This window comes from Streptomyces sp. CC0208 (assembly GCF_003443735.1).
Taxonomy (GTDB): domain Bacteria; phylum Actinomycetota; class Actinomycetes; order Streptomycetales; family Streptomycetaceae; genus Streptomyces; species Streptomyces sviceus.
The window spans coordinates 376,336-395,154 of the sequence record NZ_CP031969.1 but is presented as its reverse complement, the minus strand read 5'-3'; the positions used below and the strand labels follow the sequence as shown (position 1 = coordinate 395,154).

14 protein-coding genes and 1 pseudogene are annotated in these 18,819 nt (G+C 68.7%); 7 read left to right on the top strand and 8 right to left on the bottom strand.

Annotation, left to right across the window (positions count from 1 at the left end; translation table 11 throughout):
* Positions 1-35 precede the first annotated feature (35 nt).
* Entirely contained in the window at positions 36-878 is an 843-nt protein-coding gene (locus D1369_RS01860; protein WP_007386844.1) for an alpha/beta hydrolase, read from the bottom strand.
* A 260-nt stretch (positions 879-1,138) separates the two neighbouring features.
* On the bottom strand, positions 1,139-1,606 hold the full coding sequence (locus D1369_RS01855) for a MarR family winged helix-turn-helix transcriptional regulator (RefSeq protein ID WP_037902467.1): 468 nt from the start codon (positions 1,604-1,606) through the stop codon (positions 1,139-1,141).
* Positions 1,607-1,709: 103 nt separating this feature from the next.
* Here D1369_RS01855 and D1369_RS01850 point away from each other — a divergent pair, with 103 nt between their 5' ends.
* Positions 1,710-2,924 carry an amidohydrolase family protein gene (locus D1369_RS01850; RefSeq protein ID WP_007386847.1) on the top strand — a complete coding sequence of 405 codons (1,215 nt, stop codon included), beginning with the start codon at positions 1,710-1,712 and terminating at the stop codon, positions 2,922-2,924.
* 120 nt (positions 2,925-3,044) lie between these two features.
* Here D1369_RS01850 and D1369_RS01845 read toward each other — a convergent pair whose 3' ends face one another.
* Positions 3,045-3,581, bottom strand: a complete 537-nt coding sequence (locus tag D1369_RS01845) for a hypothetical protein (RefSeq protein ID WP_050789814.1) — start codon at positions 3,579-3,581, stop codon at positions 3,045-3,047.
* Between the two features lie 252 nt (positions 3,582-3,833).
* A complete protein-coding gene (locus tag D1369_RS01840; RefSeq protein WP_106433551.1) occupies positions 3,834-4,439 on the bottom strand; it encodes a hypothetical protein in 606 nt (201 codons plus the stop codon).
* Positions 4,440-4,564: 125 nt separating this feature from the next.
* Between D1369_RS01840 and D1369_RS01835 the strand changes: the two genes are divergently transcribed.
* From D1369_RS01835 to D1369_RS01825, 3 genes and pseudogenes are all read left to right on the top strand, one after another.
* Positions 4,565-5,743, top strand: coding sequence for a cytochrome P450 (locus D1369_RS01835; RefSeq protein ID WP_007386850.1), 1,179 nt, complete (start codon positions 4,565-4,567; stop codon positions 5,741-5,743).
* A gap of 206 nt (positions 5,744-5,949) precedes the next feature.
* Positions 5,950-6,621: a class I SAM-dependent methyltransferase gene (locus D1369_RS01830; protein ID WP_007386851.1), complete on the top strand. Its 672-nt coding sequence runs from the start codon at positions 5,950-5,952 to the stop codon at positions 6,619-6,621.
* 138 nt (positions 6,622-6,759) lie between these two features.
* Positions 6,760-6,975 (top strand): annotated as a pseudogene (locus D1369_RS01825) (alpha/beta fold hydrolase); the annotation flags it as partial.
* A 102-nt stretch (positions 6,976-7,077) separates the two neighbouring features.
* Here the strand turns inward: D1369_RS01825 and D1369_RS01820 are convergent.
* Both D1369_RS01820 and D1369_RS01815 read right to left on the bottom strand, forming a co-directional pair.
* Complete coding sequence (locus D1369_RS01820; protein WP_037902468.1) at positions 7,078-8,724, bottom strand: peptidoglycan-binding protein; 1,647 nt, start codon at positions 8,722-8,724, stop codon at positions 7,078-7,080.
* A 151-nt stretch (positions 8,725-8,875) separates the two neighbouring features.
* A complete protein-coding gene (locus D1369_RS01815; RefSeq protein WP_037902469.1) occupies positions 8,876-9,322 on the bottom strand; it encodes a peptidoglycan-binding domain-containing protein in 447 nt (148 codons plus the stop codon).
* Positions 9,323-9,597: 275 nt separating this feature from the next.
* On the opposite strand from D1369_RS01815, the gene D1369_RS01810 reads away from it, so the two are divergent.
* Both D1369_RS01810 and D1369_RS01805 read left to right on the top strand, forming a co-directional pair.
* Complete coding sequence (locus D1369_RS01810; protein WP_037902472.1) at positions 9,598-10,413, top strand: peptidoglycan-binding protein; 816 nt, start codon at positions 9,598-9,600, stop codon at positions 10,411-10,413.
* Entirely contained in the window at positions 10,410-11,408 is a 999-nt protein-coding gene (locus tag D1369_RS01805; protein ID WP_037902475.1) for an XRE family transcriptional regulator, read from the top strand. The genes D1369_RS01810 and D1369_RS01805 overlap by 4 nt, the downstream gene beginning before the upstream one ends.
* A 255-nt stretch (positions 11,409-11,663) precedes the next feature.
* Here D1369_RS01805 and D1369_RS01795 read toward each other — a convergent pair whose 3' ends face one another.
* Complete coding sequence (locus D1369_RS01795) at positions 11,664-14,021, bottom strand: alpha-L-fucosidase (protein ID WP_118082207.1); 2,358 nt, start codon at positions 14,019-14,021, stop codon at positions 11,664-11,666.
* Positions 14,022-14,232: 211 nt separating this feature from the next.
* Entirely contained in the window at positions 14,233-14,613 is a 381-nt protein-coding gene (locus D1369_RS01790) for a DUF2568 domain-containing protein (RefSeq protein ID WP_037902480.1), read from the bottom strand.
* Between the two features lie 1,363 nt (positions 14,614-15,976).
* On the opposite strand from D1369_RS01790, the gene D1369_RS01780 reads away from it, so the two are divergent.
* A complete protein-coding gene (locus tag D1369_RS01780; protein WP_007386859.1) occupies positions 15,977-18,661 on the top strand; it encodes an RICIN domain-containing protein in 2,685 nt (894 codons plus the stop codon).
* Positions 18,662-18,819 lie beyond the last annotated feature (158 nt).

Below are 18,819 nucleotides of genomic sequence, written 5' to 3'. Positions count from 1 at the left end.
ACTGACATCGGGCCTCCCTCTGGATCAACCCCGGGTCATTCGAGACTGAGCATCGCCTCGGTGAGCTCGCCGACCGCCGCGTCGGGAATCGCCGTGGCGGCCTCCTCCAGGACGAGCATCCGTGCTCCGGGGATGTCGCGCGCGATCGCTTCGCCGTTGCCCACGGGGAAGAACGGGTTGCGGCGGCCGTGGACGACGAGTGTGGGGACCTCGATCTCGGGCAGTCGCTCGCGCCAGCGGGGTTCGCAGTCGAGGCCGGCAAACACCACGCCCATCTGGTTGGCCATCTGGACCGGGGGTGCGGTGCCGGGCGTGCGGTCCCAGATGCGCGCAGCGGTGGCGTGCGCGGCGACGGGGTCGTCGCCGAGGATCTCCGCACCGGCGGCGGCGAAGGCCGCGACGGCCTCACGGTCGGTCCAGTCCGGCATCACGCGCGCGAACAGCTGACGCATCGTCGCCTGGTCATGGTCGGGGAGATCCTCGTCGACCGGGCCGGGGGCAACCGCGCGGGTGCCCACCAGGGTGAGCGCCGAGAACGCGTCCGGATGGTCGAGCACCGCCACCTGGGCGACCATCCCGCCGACCCCGATCCCCGCAAGGTGCGCAGGTCCGCCGCCGAGCGCGTCAGCGAGGGCCGCCGCGTCGGTGGCCAGGTCGCGCAGGGTGTAGGCGGGCGCCGTGGGATCCGTGGTCGTCGACTCCCCGCTGTCACGAAGGTCGTAGCGCACCACCCGGCGCCCTTCGGCCGCGAGGCGCTCACACAGTGCGTCGGGCCAGGAGAGCATCGTCGTCCCGCCCGCGAGCAGGACGAGTGGCGCGTCGTGGTCACCGAACGACTCGATGCCCAGGACGATTCCACGGGCGTTGACAGTGGTCATCGGATCACCGCTGGACGTCGTAGGCCAGATGTGTCGCGGTCCTTGCCGCTCTCCGACGCCACCGCCTCGGGGGCACTGTGGCGGGCGCGATCGTCGTGCGGGCCGAGGCCGAGGCCGAGGCAGAGGCCGGACTCGGGGTCGGGTCCGGCGGCGTAGCCATCGGGAGAGACCGACATGTCAGCGATGATTCGAGTCATGCCAGGGCAGACCCGATCCGCCGCCCGAACTCATCGCTCACGCAGCAGAGCGGCACCGCTCGTTCAGTCGCGGCTCGCGGCCTGTTTCCTGGACCATGCGGTGGCGTCAGCTCCGTATCGAGCCAGGAGACGCGCGAACTGAATCCGCTCCTCCGGCGACCAGGCAGCGGTGATCTCCTGAAACGCCTTGCGCTGTTCAGCGGCGAAGCGGTTGCGCTCGGCCTCGCCGTGCTCGGTGAGTTCGAGCACGGTGCGGCGACCGTCGAGCTGGGACGCCGTCCGGCGCAGCAGCCCGTCCTCGATGCAGGCGGCGACGGTACGGCTGGCCACCGGCTGGGCCACGCCCATCTCGGCAGCGAGCCCACCCACGGTCGTCTCGCCCGGCGCATCGGCGATCACATTGAGTACGAGGTTGCGCGAGAGGTCCTTGCTCGATGCCGGTGCGCGTCGCCGCAGACGTGACAGCGCGGGGCCGATCTGGTCCAACGCCGTGTCGTCGGAAGGCTGGTCGGAGAAGGACGGGCTGCTCATGCGACTGAGTCTAGGCCCAGTCCACACATTTGCATACCTCCGGATATGTATATAGCTTAGGGTATGTAAATCTTGGACGAGCGAGAAAACGAGGCGGACTGCTATGGCGCTCACCGCGATCACCAATGCGCAGATCTTCGACGGAGAGAAGTCGACAGGCGTGCGGACCGTGATCATCGACGGCGGGAGGATCGCTCGCGTCGGTGGCGAGGCCCCTCGTGACAGCGAGATCGTGGACGGCAGCGGCGCCACGCTGCTGCCAGGACTCATCGACGCCCACGTTCACTCCGCTCCGGGTTCCCTGGCACTCGCCCTGCGGTTCGGGGTGACGACCGAACTGGAGATGCAGGGGATGAACACCCGGGAGAACCGGGGGCTCATCACCGAGGACGACAGCCTGGCTGACGTGCGCTCGTCCGGCTTTGCCATCACACCGCCCGGGGGTCACCCGAGCGAACTGATGCCCGAAGGCTTCCGGCCGACGCGGGATCTCCCCCCGGTGATGCCCTTGATGCCGTTCTCCAGTACACCCGAGGAAGCGGCCGCCTTCGTGCCCCAACTCCTCGCCCGGGGCTCCGACTTCATCAAGTTCATGATCGACGACGGCAGCGTGGAGGGACACCCTGGCCTGCCCTCGCTCGACGGGGCCACCGTGGCCGCCGGTGTGGCCGAAGCGAAGAAGTACGGTGCCCTGACCGTGGCCCACGCGCTGACAGTGGAGGCCACCAGGACGGCGGCCGAAGCCGGCATCGACGGCCTCACCCACGTGTTCATGGACCAGCCGCACACCGCCGAGATCATCGCCCTCATCAAGGACGCGGGCATGTTCGTCATTCCCTGCATCAGCCTCAATGCCTCGATGATGGGAATCACCGGCAGCGAACTCGCCGACGACCCCCGGGTCGCCGCACGCCTCGACAGCGCATGGGAACGAACCCTGCGGTCCAGCTACGACCGCTACCCGCAGGGCAAGCTCGACGACGTGTACGACACCGTGCGCGCTCTGGACGCCGCCGGCGTCGACGTGCTGGCCGGCACCGACGCCTCCATGCCCGAGACGTTCTTCGGGGGCCTGGCACACGGAGCGAGCCTGCACCACGAACTGCAATACCTCGTGGCGGCCGGCCTCACGCCCGCACGGGCCCTGCGCGCGGCCACAGCGACCACAGCCCGCTGCTTCCGGCTCAGCGACCGGGGCCGTATCGCCGAGGGACTCCGCGCCGACCTTCTGCTGGTCGACGGCGATCCGACCAGCAACATCAGCGACACCCTCAACACGCGAGCGGTCTGGCGCCGCGGCACCCGCCTGGCGGCATGACTGCACGGACTTCCCCGTGGGGTGTCGCGACGGCAGGGGCTGAGACTTACGGAGTTCAGACCGGCGTGCGGACGGTCGTGGGCGGACTTCCCGCGAAGTGCCGAAGGTGCGAGCGGGCCGTCAGGGGCTGTCCGGGCCGGCCACCGTCACAGCTTCCGCTGCCGTCCGCCGCAGCGCACGGCTGGTGATCCAGCGGTTCTTTCCACCGGTCAGGTGTGCCACGGCGTCGCCCACCCATTCCGGGTCGCCGAGGAGATGCGGCTTTCCCTCGTCGATGAGGTGCCGCAGCAGATACTCCAGCCGCAGGACGTCCACGGCCCTGTACAGGCGCGCGTGCTGGTCGAAGCGCAGTTGGCAGTCTTCGTACGGGTGGCGCAGCGTCATGTGCAGCCAGCCTCCGCCGCGCCCGGCGACCATGCCCTTGACCGTGTAGCTGCCCCTGCTGACCGAGTTCCAAGGGTGCTTGCCCCAGGTGATCCAGATGCCAGTCATGATCCTGGGCCAGGGGAACAGCTGTCCTTCGGAATCCGGCTCGTGCTGGTAGAGCCCGTCCGGGCGCAACTCCACCCAGCGAGTGCCCGCTCGCGTGGCGTCCCCGACGACCCAACGTCCGTCGTGCAGCTCCAGCGGACCCAGGAATGCCCCGTCCTTCAGCATTGAGTCATTGAATCACTTTGCTCCGAACTGTTCGGGGAGAATTGAGGTCGGCCGTCCCGCACCCGCAGTACGCCGGACAGGGCTACGTCACCGAAGCCGCGCGCGCTCTGCGATCTCGACGAAGCGCGTTGGGGCGGTGAGTACATCTACGCAATGCTCGCCCACGTGTGAAAGGACGGAACTCCCGCTGGCGACAGGAAGAATTGAGCCCATAGTGGCTGGCATGCGAACCGGATGCTGCACGCTTTCCGGTCAGCGTTGATATAGCTCCCACATGGCGAGTTCGTCGTCGTGCGCGCGCAGGCGTTCGACGGCCTCCAGGGGAGTGCGCTGTTCTGTGAGCTCGTAGAAAAAGAACAACGGGGCGAACATGCTCGCGTAGCCGAACGGGGCGCCCCGAGGGGCGACATAGACATCGGCACCGGCGTCGAGGAAGGCGCCGGCGAGCGCGGGATCCCCCGTGTCACATCCGGTGACGAGCGTGACGCTGCCTGGCAGCCGGAAATGTTCGCGTACGCGGTCCGGACCGATGTCACCGTTGAACGGCTGGAATCTGGCCAGCTCTTCGGCGACGTCCTCCATCAGGATGCGGCCCTCGTCGCCGTGGCAGGACAAGATCACATAGGGGGCGATCGGTCTGCTGCCGTCCAACGCGGCCACCAGATGGCGAGGCTGACCGACGCGCAGATAGTTGACCTGGACACCGAAGGCTTCCAACCCGTCACGCAACGGACGCGCGAACCCGCCCCCGAGGTCGATCAGGTCGATCTCGGTCCAGGCCAGGCGACCGGCCTGGACCTCGCGTACCCGTGACGGACGCTGGGTCGCCAGCCACTCCTCTTCCTCTCCACGCACCACTCGCCCACGATGCCACGGCCACAGCCGCCGACACCGCCGATTGGCAAATCGCGGAGGGCGGGGTCGGCACCGCCTTGGGCGTGTCGCCGATGACGGTGAGTCAGAGTCCGTTGGAGTCTGGATGCATGACCGACCCGACTCAGGACCCCCGCTTCCTCCAGGATCCCTACCCGACCCTTGCGGCCATGCGGTCCAGATGCCCTGTGCAGTTCATGCCCACGGAGTCGGGCGGGCGCCCCAGCTACCTGGTCACCGGCTACGCGGAAGCCAGAAAAGCCCTTTGCGACCCTCGGCTCTCGAAGGACACGGCCGCCTTCTTCGCGGGCAAGGAGTCACGCCGTCGTCTGCACCCCGCGGTGGCGCACACCATGCTGGCCACCGACCCGCCCCGGCATACCCGGCTGCGCAAGCTGGTGACCAAGGCGTTCACGGCCGGGGCCGTTGCGCAGCTGCGTCCGTTCATCGCGCGGGTCACCGAGGAACTGCTGGACCGATGGCCGGTCGGTGAACGGTTCGACTTCGTGGCCGCCCTGGCGGTGCCGCTGCCGGTCATCGTGATCTGTCAGCTGCTCGGAGTCCCGCAGGAGGATCGGCCCGACGTCCGGCGCTGGTCGGGAGAACTGTTCGCGGCAGGCAGGCCCGACGTCATAGACGCGGCCTCGCATTCCATGGCCGACTACATGACGGGCCTGGTCGCCGCCAAGCGCCTGCGCCCCGGTGAGAGTCTTCTCGACCGGCTCATCTCGGCTCGCGACGGAGCAGAGCGTCTGAGCGAGGAGGAACTGGTCTCCCTGGCGGTGCTGTTACTCGTGGCCGGGCACGAGACCACGACCAACTTCCTCGGCAACGCGGCCCTGGCACTGTTGCAGCGCCCCGCCGAGTTGGATCGCCTTCGGGGGAATCCGGACGACATCCCGGCCGTGCTGGACGAGTTGCTGCGGTTCGATTCCCCCGTCAGTACAGCCACCTTCCGTTTCACGACGGAGGCGGTCGCGCTCGGCGGTGTCGACATTCCGCCCGGGGCCCCGGTACTGGTCGCACTCGGCGCAGCCAACCGCGATCCCACGCGATTCCCGTCGCCGGACCTGCTCGATCTGGACCGAGACGCCTCTGGTCATCTCAGCTTCGGCCACGGCATCCACCGCTGTGTCGGCGCGCCCCTGGCCAAGGCCGAGGCGGAGATCGCCCTGCGAGCGGTGCTGACTCGGTTCCCCGGCATCCGTCTGGCCGTACCGTCCGATCGACTGGAATGGCGGCGCACTCGTCTCGTTCGAGGGCTCGCGGAGCTTCCTGTCACGGTGTAGGTCGGTCGGGCGGGCGTAGGAGTACCGCGCTGCCGGGCGCCGACGACTGCACCCACGACCGGAAAGCCGGCAGGCGCATGGTCAATAGCCTCTTGATTTGCCGGTCCGGCAACTTTGCGTGCGGATCGGTGCAGGCCCGAGCACCATCGACGACATGCCCACAGGGGGCGGCGCGGCAGAGCGTCACGAGCAAGGGGAGGCATCCGGTGTCAGGACACCACGACCACGGCCGAAGCGGCGAGCACGACGGACCGGCGGCCGCCGAGATGTTCGAGCCGGCGGCCTGGGACGAGCGGTACGCGGGTCAGGAGCGGTTCTGGAGCGGCGAACCCAATCCGCAGCTCGTCGTCGCCGCCGGTGAGCTGACCCCTGGCACTGCGCTGGACGTCGGTTGCGGCGAGGGAGGTGACGTCGTGTGGCTGGCCGGGCAGGGCTGGGACGTGACCGGCGCCGACTTCTCGGCCGAGGGCCTGGCCCGTGCCGCCCGCCATGCCGAGCAGGCCGGCGTGGCAGACCGCGTCGACTGGTGGCAGGTGGACGCCAGGGCTTTCGATGCCGGCGACCGCTCGTACGACCTGGTCACCAGCCACTATCTGCACGCGCCGGACGGCGGCATGGTCGAAGTGACCCGTCGCCTCGCCGCGGCCGTCGCCCCTGGTGGGTTGCTCCTGGTGGTCGGACATGCGCCGTCCCACGAGTTCACGCACCTCTCCGAGAGTCACCGCAAGGCGATGTTCCTGGCCGGGGAACTCCTCCCCGGCCTGCCGGACGACTTCGAGCCCGTCGTCGTGGAGCAGCGCACTCGCACGCTGAAGCGGGACACCGGGCCGGTCGAGGCCGAGGACTCGGTCCTGCTGGCCCGCCGCGCGGAGCGCTGAACACCCGCCGGCGCCCTGCGGCGCGGTATGCCCTCGTGTGCTGCCGGGGGAGACGTCAGATGCCTCAACTCATGGGGACGGCGGTCAAGTTGCTGCCCCTCTGAACAGGCGGAAGGCGAGATCCGTAACTCTGGGTAATCGTTCGAGGAGACCGCGGCCGCCTGGAAGACCAAGCCGTCCTGGGCGCTGATCGCCGGCTCGGACCAGGCGATCAACCCGGAGGTCGAGCGTTTCGGCGCCAAGCGGGCCGGGGCGACCGTCGTCGCGCTGGAGGGTGCCTCGCACGCCGTGGCCGTCTCCCAGCCCAAGGCGGTCGCGGACCTGATCCGCGAAGCGGTGCGCGCGACGAGCTGACGCACCCCTGCAGAGGGCCGCGCGGACGCACTCCCTCGTATGCGTCCGTGCGGCCCTGCCCTGCCCGTGGTGTTCCCGGGGCGCGGAACCAGCGAATCCGGCTCAGCGGACCCGGATGAAGACCACGTCGTAACCGCTGTTCGTGGAACGGGACTTGACGTAGACGCCGTCCCCGCCGCCGTTCGGGTTGCTCGTGTTGCCCTCGACCGTGGTGAAGGACGATCCCCCGGACACCGTCCGCACGATGCCTATGTGCTCGTGGCCGCCGGTGAAGTCGCTTCCGCCGTCCCAGTCGAAGGCCACGATGTCACCCGGCTGCGGGTTGGTCGTCACGGAGAGGTGGTAGTTGCCGGCCCGCGCCTGCTTGACCCAGCCCGAGACATAGGTGTTGCGGTAGGAGCTGGCGCCGGTCTGCTTGGCCACCCAGCTCACGAAGGTCGCGCACCAGGCGTAGTTGCTGGTGGACAGCGAGAGACCCACGGCTGAGCCGTAGCTGTTCGCGCGGGCGCTGCCCTCGACCGTGCCGGCCTCGGCCGCCGCCACGTCGAGGATCTTGGCGTAGCCGCCGCCGGGCGGGGGCGAGGACGGCGGGGTGACCGCGCCGTACAGGGCGGCCTTGGTGTTCGGCCCCACCTGGCCGTCGACCGAGAGGCCCTTCTCGGACTGGAAGTCCCTGACGGCACTGTCGGTGAGCGGACCGAAGTCGCCGTCGACGGCGAGATCGGCACCGTGGTGGTTGAGCAGGCTCTGCAACTCGGTGACACAGCCGCTGTGTTGGCCCTGCACGATCTCGTTCGGGCAGGAGGCGGAGTTCAGGTTGATCGGGGCGGGCGCGCCGTTGCCGCCACCGCCGCCGATGTTCGAGTACAGGGCGGCCTTGGTGTTCGGGCCGACCTCGCCGTCGGCGGAGAGGCCGCTCGCGGACTGGAACGCCTTCACGGCCGCCAGGGTCTGCGGGCCGAAACTGCCGTCGACGTCGAGGCTGTGTCCCTTGCCGTTCAGCAGGGACTGCAGCGTGGCGACGCAACCGCCGCTCTGTCCCTCCACGATGTTCGCCGGGCAGGAGGCCGACCGCAGGTCCAGGCCCGTCGACGGCGACTCGTCGGTGTCGTACAGCGCCCGCTTGGTGTTCGTGCCGACCTGCCCGTCGACCGTGAGGCCGTGGGCGGACTGGAAGCTGCGGACGGCACTCGCGGTCCCGGCGCCGAAGTCGCCGTCCACGTCGACCACGTAGCCGTGGTGGATGAGCAGCCGCTGGAGCTCCGTGACGCATCCGCCCTTGGCACCCTGGACGAGGTTCGCGGGGCAGGAGGAGGAGTTGAGGCTGACGGGGGCGGGAGCCGAGCCGCCGGTCGCGTACAGCTTGCTCTTGGTCGCGGGGCCCACCCGGCCGTCCACGGCGATCGCGGTGGCGGCCTGGTACTCACGGACGGCGTACAGCGTGGCGGACCCGAACTGACCGTCCACCGCCAGGCCGGCGCCATGCGCGTTGAGCAGCCTCTGCAACTCCGTGACACAGCCGCTCGCCTGGCCCTGCACGATCTCGTTGGGGCAGGACGCGGAGGTCAGCTTGATCGGGGCCGGCGCCGCCGACGCCGGGCCGGCACCGAGCACGATGCCGGCCGAGACCATGGCCGCGGTGGCGGCGAAGGTCCCGACGCGGATCCGCCAGCCCGGTCCGGTCCGGCGCGCGGCCGGAAGCGGTGGGTGTTGGTCTTCGGCACGAACGAGGAACGCGAGTCTTCCCATGGCGGCGAGGTTCTCCTTCTCGAGACGAACGTGGGGCGGAGCGGGAACACACATCCGCGGCCCGTCCTTGCCGGGCAAGGACGGGCCGCGGTCGGTCACTCGACGATCAGCCCGAACGGCACGTCGTACCGGTCGAGCGGGGTCGTACCGGTCAGGCGGCGAAGCGCTTGAACGCCGCCCGGGTGCCCGCACCGGCGATGCCGTCGATGGCGCCCGTGTAGCCGTAGTCGTCCTTCAGCAGGCGCTGCAGCGCCTTGATCGTGTTGGGGCCCGGGTCCCCGTCGATGTCGCCCGTGTAGCCCCAGTACGTCGCGAGGCAGCGCTGGAAGGCCTTCCAGCTGTTGGTGCCCAGCTGACCGTCGATGGCGCCCGTGTAGCCCCAGTAGTCCGCGAGGAAATTCTGGACGTTCTTGGCCTCGGCCGAGGTCAGACCGAAGTTCTGCGTCGCGGCCACGGCGGCGGGCTGGGCGGCCGCAGCCGTCTGCGCGGTGCCCGTGGTCGCCGCGAAGCTCGTGCCCGCCGTCGCCACACTGCCGGCGGCGATGCCGGCAACGGCGATGACACCGGCGATGGTCCTGCCCAGAGCGTTCGGTCGCATGCGTTCCTCTTTCGTTTGTGGGGTCTGCACCTGTCACGCCGAGCGGGCCAGGTGGCGAGACAAAGGTGCACGGCACCCGGGCACGGCGGCCACGGCTGCGTCCCAAGTGGCGGTCTTACGGGACGACCACCCTGCTGACCTGCGCAGACAGCAACCGGTGGGACGGTGGTGCGGGACACCTGTGACAGATGTGGCGTGCTCATGCAGAATGCGCAGAAGCGGAGGGGACCGCTGTGCACGCACACGACCATGCTGATGACCGCTTTGGGGGAAACATGCCGCGCTCCAAGACGCTGCCCGCGGAACTGGACCCCAGCGCACGGCAGTTGGTGATCCGCTTACGCCTACTGAAGGACCACAGCGAACTGACGATGCGACAGCTCGCGGCCAAGACCGGCTACAGCGCCAAATCGTGGGAGCGCTACCTGGGCGGAACGTCGCTGCCACCGTGGGAGGCCGTGAATGCGCTGGCCCAGATCACCGGCACCGACCCCGTCCCCCTGTTCGCGCTGCACGAGATCGCCGCCGACTGCCGGGACGGCCGCCGCGCAAGACCCGCCGTACAGCGTGAGGGGGTTCAGGAGCAACCGGCCGGTTCGACGGCTCCGCACTCCGAGACAACGGCCGCGCCGACCGCACCCACGCCACCCCGGGCCTCCGAACCGGCCCCCGGCCGCTTCCCCCACATCGCTCTCACCGCAGGCGTCGCCGCCTTGGCCGTAGCCCTCTCGGCGGTGCTGCTGCTCATGCTGCGCCTCGACGACGACGCCGGCCAGGCAGCCGTCACCGTTTCGCCCCGCACCACCGCGGCCTCCCCGCCGCCCTCCTACACCTGCCGCATCGCACGGGTCGACGGGCGCTGGTCGGCGGGCGTCAACAAGGGCCGCAACACCGAGATCGGCTACGGTGCCAGCGGCGCCGACGTCGCGGAGGCGCAGTGCCTGCTGCGCCGGGCAGGCATCTCACCCGGCGGGATCGACGGTATGTTCGGCCCGCTGACGCTGCGAGCGGTCAAGACGTTCCAGGATCGCGAGGGTCTTGACGCCGACGGCATCCTGGGGCCGCGCTCGTGGAAGGCGCTGCGGGGATGACACCCGGCGCACCGTCACCGCCGGGCGCACGACTGGCCGCCGTACTCCAGCAGTTGCGGCAGCGCACCGGACTGAGCCTCGCGCAGCTCGCGAACGCGACCACCTACAGCAAGTCGTCCTGGGAGCGCTACCTCAACGGCAAGAGCCTGCCGCCGCGCAGCGCGGTCAACGAGCTGTGCCGTCTCGCCGACGAACCCGCCGACCATGCGCTGGCACTCCTGGACATCGCCCGCACGGACCGGACGGAAGGCGGCGGGCCGGTAGGGGGGACACCGGTTCGACAGCGCACGGCCACCGGGGCGGACACACCGGCCGCAGGCTCCGCCCCTGTCCCACCCGACGCCGCCACCGGCGAGACGGCTCACAACGACACCGTCGCTTCCCCCACCCGTCCGCCTGCCACCGGCCCGAGCGAGACGGTCCCGGGCGGCGCCCACCACCCGCGCACTCTCCCGACCGGCCACCGGCGCGCGACGAACATCGTCGCCGCCCTTCTGTCGACCTGTGCCGTCGTCCTCGGGGCGCTCGTGCTCACTCACCTTCCCTCGACGCACCGCGAGGAGGCGGCACCCACCCCCACGCCCTCCGCGGTCACGGGGACGCTCTGCCGACACACGACCTGTCAGAACAAGGACCCGATCGTGATGCGATGCGGTGCCCAACCGCTGACCCTCGCCGAACACGAGACCGCCACCGGTGCCTGGATCCAGATCCGCTACAGCCAGGAATGCGGGACGAGTTGGGCCCGGATGTGGGGCGCCGTCATGAAGGACCGCGTCGAGATTCGGGTGGGAGGCCGGCACGCTTCCCTTCACACTGCCCAGGTCACCACCCGCAACGAGGCCGAGACCTACGTCCACACCCTCATGAGCGTGGTCAGCCCCGGAACCCCCGTGCAAGTCTGCTTCAGCCCCGCGGGCGGCGGCGACAAGGAATGCGTCAATGCCCGCTCCACGGACGCGGCCGGGTCCGCTCCTGTCCTGCCCGGGGGATAGAAGTACCGGGCACCGTCACGGTGCGCCAGCACGCCCGGTGCCGGCGCGGGGGAGTGCATCATCATCCGGAGGACGTTGAGCGAACCACGCGCGGTCACGTCCTCCCGCAACTCCGCGGGCAGTGCGGACAGATCCGGGTACTCCGTGTCGGCTCCGTTCGCTGGGCGAGGGGCTGCACAGGACGGGAATCCCCACGGAGCCCGGATCGAACACCACATGACGCGCAGGAACGGCTGTCGGTTCGGTGCGGTCGGGTCAGGAGCTCCACTTCACCTTGAAGACCCACACGTGCTGACCTGCCTTGCGCGCTGCCGCGGGGACGTCGATCACCAGCGCTCCGTTGCGAACGGTCCAGCTCAGTGGCCGGCCGTGGCCCAGCATCGTCACCGTGTCCCCGCTGCGGATCGGCACCGGCGCCTCGATGGTGAGCCTTGAGCCCGGCTGGGCCAGGGAGTGGATGTAGAAGGCCCGGTTCGGGCGGACGGTGAAGCGGAGGTCCTCACCCAGTTCCGCCGTCTTCGACCAGTACGTCGTGTCGTAGACGGCTTCGCCGTTCGTCCGCAGCCACTGACCCGTCTCCCGCAGCCGCGTCTGCATGATCTCCGGGATGGTGCCGTCGGCGCGCGGGCCGATGTCCAGCAGGAAGTTGCCGTTCTTGGAGACGATGTCCACCAGGCTGTGCACCACCTCTTCCGTCGTCATGTAGGAACCGTCGGGCGTGGCCTGGTTGTAGCCGTAGCTGAAGGGGTCCAGGCCGCGGCTGGACTCCCATTTGGCGATCACGGTGTTGTCGTACGTCGTGTACTCGGGCGTCGTGAAGTCGTGGAAGGAGATGCCCGAGCGGTTGTTGACCGTGACGTCGATGGGACGGGGCCGGTTCTTGGCGTGGTTGAAGTACTCCGCGAGCACGTGCACGCTGTCGTTGGCGCCGCCGATGTCGCACCAGATGAGCTCCGGGTCGTACCCGTGGATCAGCTCCAGCATCTGCGGGGCCTGATAGTCCTTCACGAAGTCCTTGCCCGCGCTGTATCCCGTGTAGGGCACGGGGTCGAGGGTGTACGGGTTGCGCGGGGCGTGGCCCATCCAGGGCTGGTCCGGGTTGAACCACTCGGGCATCGAGAAGTAGAGGCCGCGGTGGAGTTCGGGCGTATAGCGCCGGGACGCCTCGAACAGCTCCTTGACCAGGTCGCGCTTCGGGCCCATCTTCACGGCGTTGCGGTCGGAGGCCTTGGTGTCCCACAGGGCGAAGCCCTCGTGGTGCTTGGAGGTCAGCACGTGGTACTGGGCGCCGGCGTCCCGGAACAGTTCGACCCAGGCGCGCGGGTCGAACTTCTCCGCCCTGAACAGGGGGATGAAGTCGTCGTACGCGAAGTTCTCGCCGTACGTCCGCCGGTGATAGTCGTAGACGGCATTGGCCGGATCCTGCATGTGGTTCCAGTACCACTCGGCGTACTGCTTGCCGACCGGCGACCAGGCGGGCACCGAGTACACGCCCCAGTGGATGAAAATGCCGAACTTGGCGCTGTGGAACCAGTACGGCGCCTGGTGACCGGAGAGGGAGGTCTCGGTCGGCTGGTAGTCGGCGACGCCGAGGGACAGCCGGCTGCGCCGCGTGGCGGCCGTGGCGCCCCGGCCGGTGACCGTCACCACGCCGTCCTGGGACGTGCCGGGTGCCGTCCCCGTGCGGTTGCGGATGCCGATGCGGACGCGAGCCTGCTCGCCGGGGTCGAGTCGGCGGACGGCGGCGGGCTCCACGGTCCGGGCGCCCGGCACCGTGACCCGTACCGACACGTCGTCGCCGGCCAACACGGCGGCGGTACCCGCGTTGACGACGATGGCCTCGACGCTCTGGGCGCCGGTGGACGTCAGGAGCGAGTTCGTGGAGTGCACGTCGCGCAGGACCAGCGCGCGGCCCTGGGCGACCGGCTGGAGGGAGAGCGCGAACACGTGCAGCGAGGTCTGGTTCGGCGCTGGTGCGGCGGTGACCGGCAACGTGATGGCGATCGCCTCACGCTGCGGATCGACCCACACCTCCGAGGTGCCGATGCCGACGCCGTGTTCGTCCTTCGCGCCGTCCGGACCGTAGCGGTACGGCGCCGACAGCGAGCCGCCCGCCGCGTACCAGTCGGCTCCGGTGAGGCCGGCCGTCGTGGTCGAGCCGTCCGCGTAGTGCACGGTCGCCTTGCCCGAGGCGTTGCCGTAACTCCCCGAGGTGAGGAAGTAGGCCGCCAGGTAGCGGCCCTTGGGCAGGTCGATGCGCTGACCGAGCGCAACGAGGTTGTTCTTCGCGCCCACGGCCGAGGACGGGAAGACGAACGGAACGCCGTCCACCTCCACCCGGCCGGCCGGGAGCTCCTCGCCGGGGAACGTGTAGCCGGAGCCGTCGAAGTCGCCGCCTCGTGCGGAGGCGGTGTCGATGCCGTCGTTGTCGTAGAGGCTGTCGAGCGGGACGGACACAGGAGCGGGCACGGGCGCCCATGTCCCCCTGTGCTGTTCGACTTCCTGAGCAGCATGAGCAGCCTGGGCGTCGGTCATGGGGACGAGGGAAAGTGCGGCCGAGGCAGTGACACCCGCCGTGACGCCGAGGACCTGACGTCTTGGATACGTACTCATGACGGCTCCTCAATCATCGGATGTCTTGATTGATTGAGGAGGTGCGGAAGGGTGTCAATGGGGGGCGCGTGGAAGGGAGTTGGAGTATAGGTCGGATGGCTGTGGGTTGGTGGGTGAGTCCAGCCGGAGGGGATGGCTCAGTCGCCGACGTGATCCGAGACGGAAGGTCAAGCCTCGCCCCGGGGAAGGGCCTTCGCGAGAAGAACCGTACTCAGTGCCTGAGCAGCCACAGGACCCGGTCCCAGGACAGAAGGTGGTACACGACCAGCGCGGCGCCGAGCAGTGTGGCGGAAGTGTGGGCTCCCGCCGCGTACAAGGCCGCCGCACCACCGAAGAACACGGCCAACTCCAGCAGGAACCGCAGCGGGCCAGGGGTCGCGATCACGGTCTTCCCGGACCGGGACGCATCATCCGGAGTGGCGAACGCCCCCCACAGCACAGCCACGACCACGGGTACGGCGATCACGGAGACACACTGCAGGGACGCGGGCGCGGTGACCCACGCCCAGAAGCCGAAGCACGCCAGGGCCACCAGCTCCAACACGAACCGCACGCCGAGAGCCCAGGGGCGAAAGCCGTACCCGGACGACATAGGCGCGCTTCTTCCGTCGTTGCTCCTGCCTGACCACCACATGCTGCCGCACATAGGTTCAAGAAACCGATCAAACAGCCGACTTGCTCGTCCGGGTGGTGGTGCGGGGCCCTTGTCCTGACGCTTGCCGAGGTACGGGTCGCCGCCTCCGCCTCACCCGGGGTGTACGCGGTGGTCACGGTCGTGTGGCAGACCGGCTGTCCGGGGCCGCCTTCACGCTGGTGCTAGCCACCGCGTCGGCCGGTCGTCGGAGCCCTGCTGGACATGATCAATTGCGCGGATGATCAGGCCGCCGTGCTCGACCACCGGCCTTCCGTGGCGCGGACCGCTTGTCCTGCCACAGCCGCAGCGGACGCTCCAGCGAACAGTTCATGCCGGGCCGGCCGTACCGTTCGTCGCCGCTCTGGAGACGGGCCGCACCCCTGGTGCCGGCTGCTGGACGCAGTTCGCCTGGGCTCCGGCGACGATGTCGCTGAGGTCACCGCCGCTCAGGTCGCCGTGTGGTCACCGACGTCGTCGACGGTGGCAAGCGGGAGCTGGGGGACGTGGACATCCTGGTCGTCTTCGACGCCGGACACGACGCTCCGCGGACACGACGCTCCGCGCACGACAACGAGTTCCGCTTCGCCAAGCCTGAGACCAGGGACGAGCCCGACGCAACTCCGTGTGCTGCTGCGGATGGAGCACACCTGACGCCTTTCTCAGCCGCTCGACATACTGCAGTCCTCGATTCCCTCAATGAGTCGTACTCATATTGGCAGTGCGTCCAGTGATTCTGAGCTCCTGCCTCTCATAGGGCACGGCAGTACTTCGCAAATGCCTACAAAATGGCCCTAAAGTTGCCGGGCTCTCGAAAATTGTCCCTGCACATCGTCTTGACCATGCCCGTAATAGAGCGCCTAATTTCTTCCATCGTCGACCCCGCCTCTCTACTCAGGGCGCCCACAACGCAGTGGAGTACTCATGGCCACATGGAAGCCCGTTCACCGATCGTGGGGGGCTGTTGCACGACCAAGATCGGCTTCGCGACTGGTCAACCTCGTCCCCGACCGCGCTGGCTACCGCTCGCCGTTCTCGGCGGATGCCCCGGTGGGGTCCGGCACCGGACTCCGCGGCGGGCGTGGCGGCGAGTGAAGGGGATCGCCCAGACCATCAGGCTCCGTCCCGAACGGCGCGAGGAGTGGTGGAAGCTCACTGGTCCCCGCCAGGAACCATGGCCGGACCGGGGCACCAGCGGCCAGTGGACGGACATCCCCGAGATCTGGCATCGCGGCGACCCGGGCACCGACAGCCCCTCCCAGAACGCAGGCGGCGCACGGGGCTTCCGGCATCGCGGTGCGCAACAAGGTAAGGAGAACAACAGGTGAGACCCGCACGACTCATCGTGGGACTGCTGCAGACGTTGCTGGTGGCAACAGCCGTCGTCCTGCCCGCACAGACGGCGCACGCCGCCGACACCAGCTTCTACGTGGACCCCGCCAACGGCAGTGACAGCAATTCGGGAACCAGTACGGCAGCGGCCTTCAAGACGATCGCAAAGGCTCGCGACGCGGTCCGCGCGGTGAACTCGGCCATGTCCGGGGACATCGTCGTGAACCTGCGCGGCGGCACGTACCCCCTCACCAGCCCGGTCGACTTCACCACCGCCGACTCGGGCACCAACGGTCACAACGTCATCTACCAGGCATACGGCTCCGAGACCCCGGTCGTGTCCAGCGCCAAGACCATCACCGGCTGGACGTCGGCCGGCAACGGCCAGTACAAGGCATCGGTCGGCAGCCTCGACTTCCGGCAGCTGTACGTCAACGGTGTGCGCGCCACCCGCGCCCGCTACCCGGACGTCGGTTCCAACTTCCAGCTCCAGGCGAGTGACAAGACGGCCAAGGTTCTGAAGGTTCTCAGTTCCCAGGTGGCGAACTGGAACCACTTCGACCGGGTCGAGATGGTGCTGCAGCTGCAGTGGGCCGAGAACTACCTGCGGCTGAAGTCGTACACCAACAGCGGTGGCATGGCGAACATCTCGCTCCAGGACCACGAGGCCGGCATCCTCTTCCAGCGGCCGTATCCGCTGCTGTCCAACGGCTCTCCCCTGCACTTCGAGAACGCCCATGAATTCCTCACCGAGCCGGGCGAGTTCTACCTCGACAGGGACGCGCAGACGCTTTACTACCTCCCCCGGCCCGGGGAGACCATGACGTCGGCCACCGTGCAGGTCCCGACACTGCAGACCCTCTTCAACATCAATGGCGACAGCCTCGGCTCCCCTGTCCACAACCTGCAGTTCTCCGGCATCACCTTCACCCAGACCAACTGGACCGAGGCCAGTGACAACGGCCTGCTCAACGGCCAGGGCGGCAACTACAACATCTCCGCGGACCCCACCAACAAGCAGTACGTCAACCGCCCGCCGGCCGGTGTCCACGCCGCGAACGCCGACAACCTGTCCTTCACCGGCGACACTTTCACCCAGATGGGCTCGACCGCCCTGGACCTGCACCACGGCGTCCACAACTCCGCCGTCACCGGCAACGTCGTCCAGGACATCGCGGGCAACGGGATCATGGTGGGCAAGTTCTCGGACCCCGACGTCGAGTACCACACCGTATACAACCCGCCCACCTCACCCGCGGGCGAGGACGCACGCGAGGTCGTCAGCGGTGTCACCGTCACCAACAACCTGATCAACCGCACCGGTCAGGACTACTACGGCACCGCCGGCATCAACGCGGGCTTCGTGCACGGCACCACCATCGACCACAACGACATCTCCGACTCCCCGTGGGCCGCGATCTCCCTGGGCTGGGGCTGGCAGTCGGCCGCCAACGCGGAGGGCGACAACTCCGTCAGCTACAACCGCATCGGCAACGTGATGAACCAACTGTGCGACGCGGCAGCCATCTACCACCTCTCCAACGACCCCGGCACAGTGATCAACAACAACTACATCCACGATGTGGTCCGCACGCCCACCGCGTGTTCCTCGGCCGTCGCCGGCATCTATCTCGACGAGGGCTCGAGCAACATGACGGTGGCGAACAACGTCCTGTCGCACACGGACAACTTCATCAACCGCAACGCCAACGGCCCCAACGTCACCCTCTCCAACAACACGACCACCGGAACCGCGGTCATACAGGCCTCGGGTCTGCAGTCGGCCTACCGCGGACTGCCGGCGAAGGTCAATCTCGCCTACGGCAAGTCGGCCACCGCGTCCTCCGTCTTCAACTCCGGCTGGGCGCCGCCCAAGGCCAATGACAACGACCCGACGACCGGCTGGTCCCCCACGGGGAGCGACACCTCGGCCTGGTGGCAGGTCGACCTCGGCAGCACTTACCGACTCGGCCAGTTCTCCTTCACCACCCGCCAGGACATCGACCAGCCGGAAACCCGCAGCAACTTCGAGATACGCGGCTCCAACGACGCCGGCTTCGCCGACTACACGGTGCTGGGACGCCAGGACAGCGCCACCCTCCCGTACACCTCGACGCTGACGTCCAAGATCGACGCTCGGCAGAAGTTCCGGTACGTGCGAGTCGCGAAGACCGACGGCAGCTACTTCTACATCGACGACTTCAGCGTGCAGCAGGCCGGCACCGCGCTGGAGAACTCGGGCACCGCCCCGTCCTTCAACCCGTCGGCGAACTACACGATCAAGAACGTCAACAGCGGTCTGCTTGCCGACGTCTATCAGGCTGCGACCACGGACGACACCGCCGTGATCCAGTGGCAGGCCAACTCGGGCACCAACCAGCAGTGGAACATCGTGCGGGTCAGCGGAAACCTCTACAAGATCGTCAATCGCAACAGCGGCAAGGTCCTGGATGTCCGCAACGGCTCCCACGGCAAGGGTGCGGCGGCCGTCCAGTACACCTACAACGCCGGCAACAACCAGCTCTGGTACTTCGAGTCGGCCGGCAGCGGCTACGTCATCCGCAACTTCGAGACCAAGCAGGCCTTGGAGGTCTCAGGCGGCTCGACCACCAACGGTGCAGCGCTCGACCAGTGGACACCGCTGAACCAGACCAACCAGCTCTGGACGATTCAGTGACATTCCGCGTCTGAGGCGACGGCCCCGCCACCTCCGGCAGGTCAGCTGCCGGCGGTCGGCGGGGCCGTGCCAGCACCCGCCACCTCCGGCCATGGCCTGCCGCCAGGCGTGGAAGCCGGTCAGAGCCGCCGCCTCGTCCAACCCAGGGCAGAGCAGGC

What these genes read in the sequence shown, in the direction of transcription:
- D1369_RS01820 (WP_037902468.1), bottom strand. Translation starts at nt 8,724, where the DNA reads ATGGGAAGACTCGCGTTCCTCGTTCGTGCCGAAGACCAACACCCACCG.
- D1369_RS01845 (WP_050789814.1), bottom strand. Translation starts at nt 3,581, where the DNA reads ATGCTGAAGGACGGGGCATTCCTGGGTCCGCTGGAGCTGCACGACGGA.
- D1369_RS01790 (WP_037902480.1), bottom strand. Translation starts at nt 14,613, where the DNA reads ATGTCGTCCGGGTACGGCTTTCGCCCCTGGGCTCTCGGCGTGCGGTTC.
- D1369_RS01860 (WP_007386844.1), bottom strand. Translation starts at nt 878, where the DNA reads ATGACCACTGTCAACGCCCGTGGAATCGTCCTGGGCATCGAGTCGTTC.
- D1369_RS01795 (WP_118082207.1), bottom strand. Translation starts at nt 14,021, where the DNA reads ATGAGTACGTATCCAAGACGTCAGGTCCTCGGCGTCACGGCGGGTGTC.
- D1369_RS01810 (WP_037902472.1), top strand. Translation starts at nt 9,598, where the DNA reads ATGCCGCGCTCCAAGACGCTGCCCGCGGAACTGGACCCCAGCGCACGG.
- D1369_RS01835 (WP_007386850.1), top strand. Translation starts at nt 4,565, where the DNA reads ATGACCGACCCGACTCAGGACCCCCGCTTCCTCCAGGATCCCTACCCG.
- D1369_RS01805 (WP_037902475.1), top strand. Translation starts at nt 10,410, where the DNA reads ATGACACCCGGCGCACCGTCACCGCCGGGCGCACGACTGGCCGCCGTA.
- D1369_RS01815 (WP_037902469.1), bottom strand. Translation starts at nt 9,322, where the DNA reads ATGCGACCGAACGCTCTGGGCAGGACCATCGCCGGTGTCATCGCCGTT.
- D1369_RS01855 (WP_037902467.1), bottom strand. Translation starts at nt 1,606, where the DNA reads ATGAGCAGCCCGTCCTTCTCCGACCAGCCTTCCGACGACACGGCGTTG.
- D1369_RS01850 (WP_007386847.1), top strand. Translation starts at nt 1,710, where the DNA reads ATGGCGCTCACCGCGATCACCAATGCGCAGATCTTCGACGGAGAGAAG.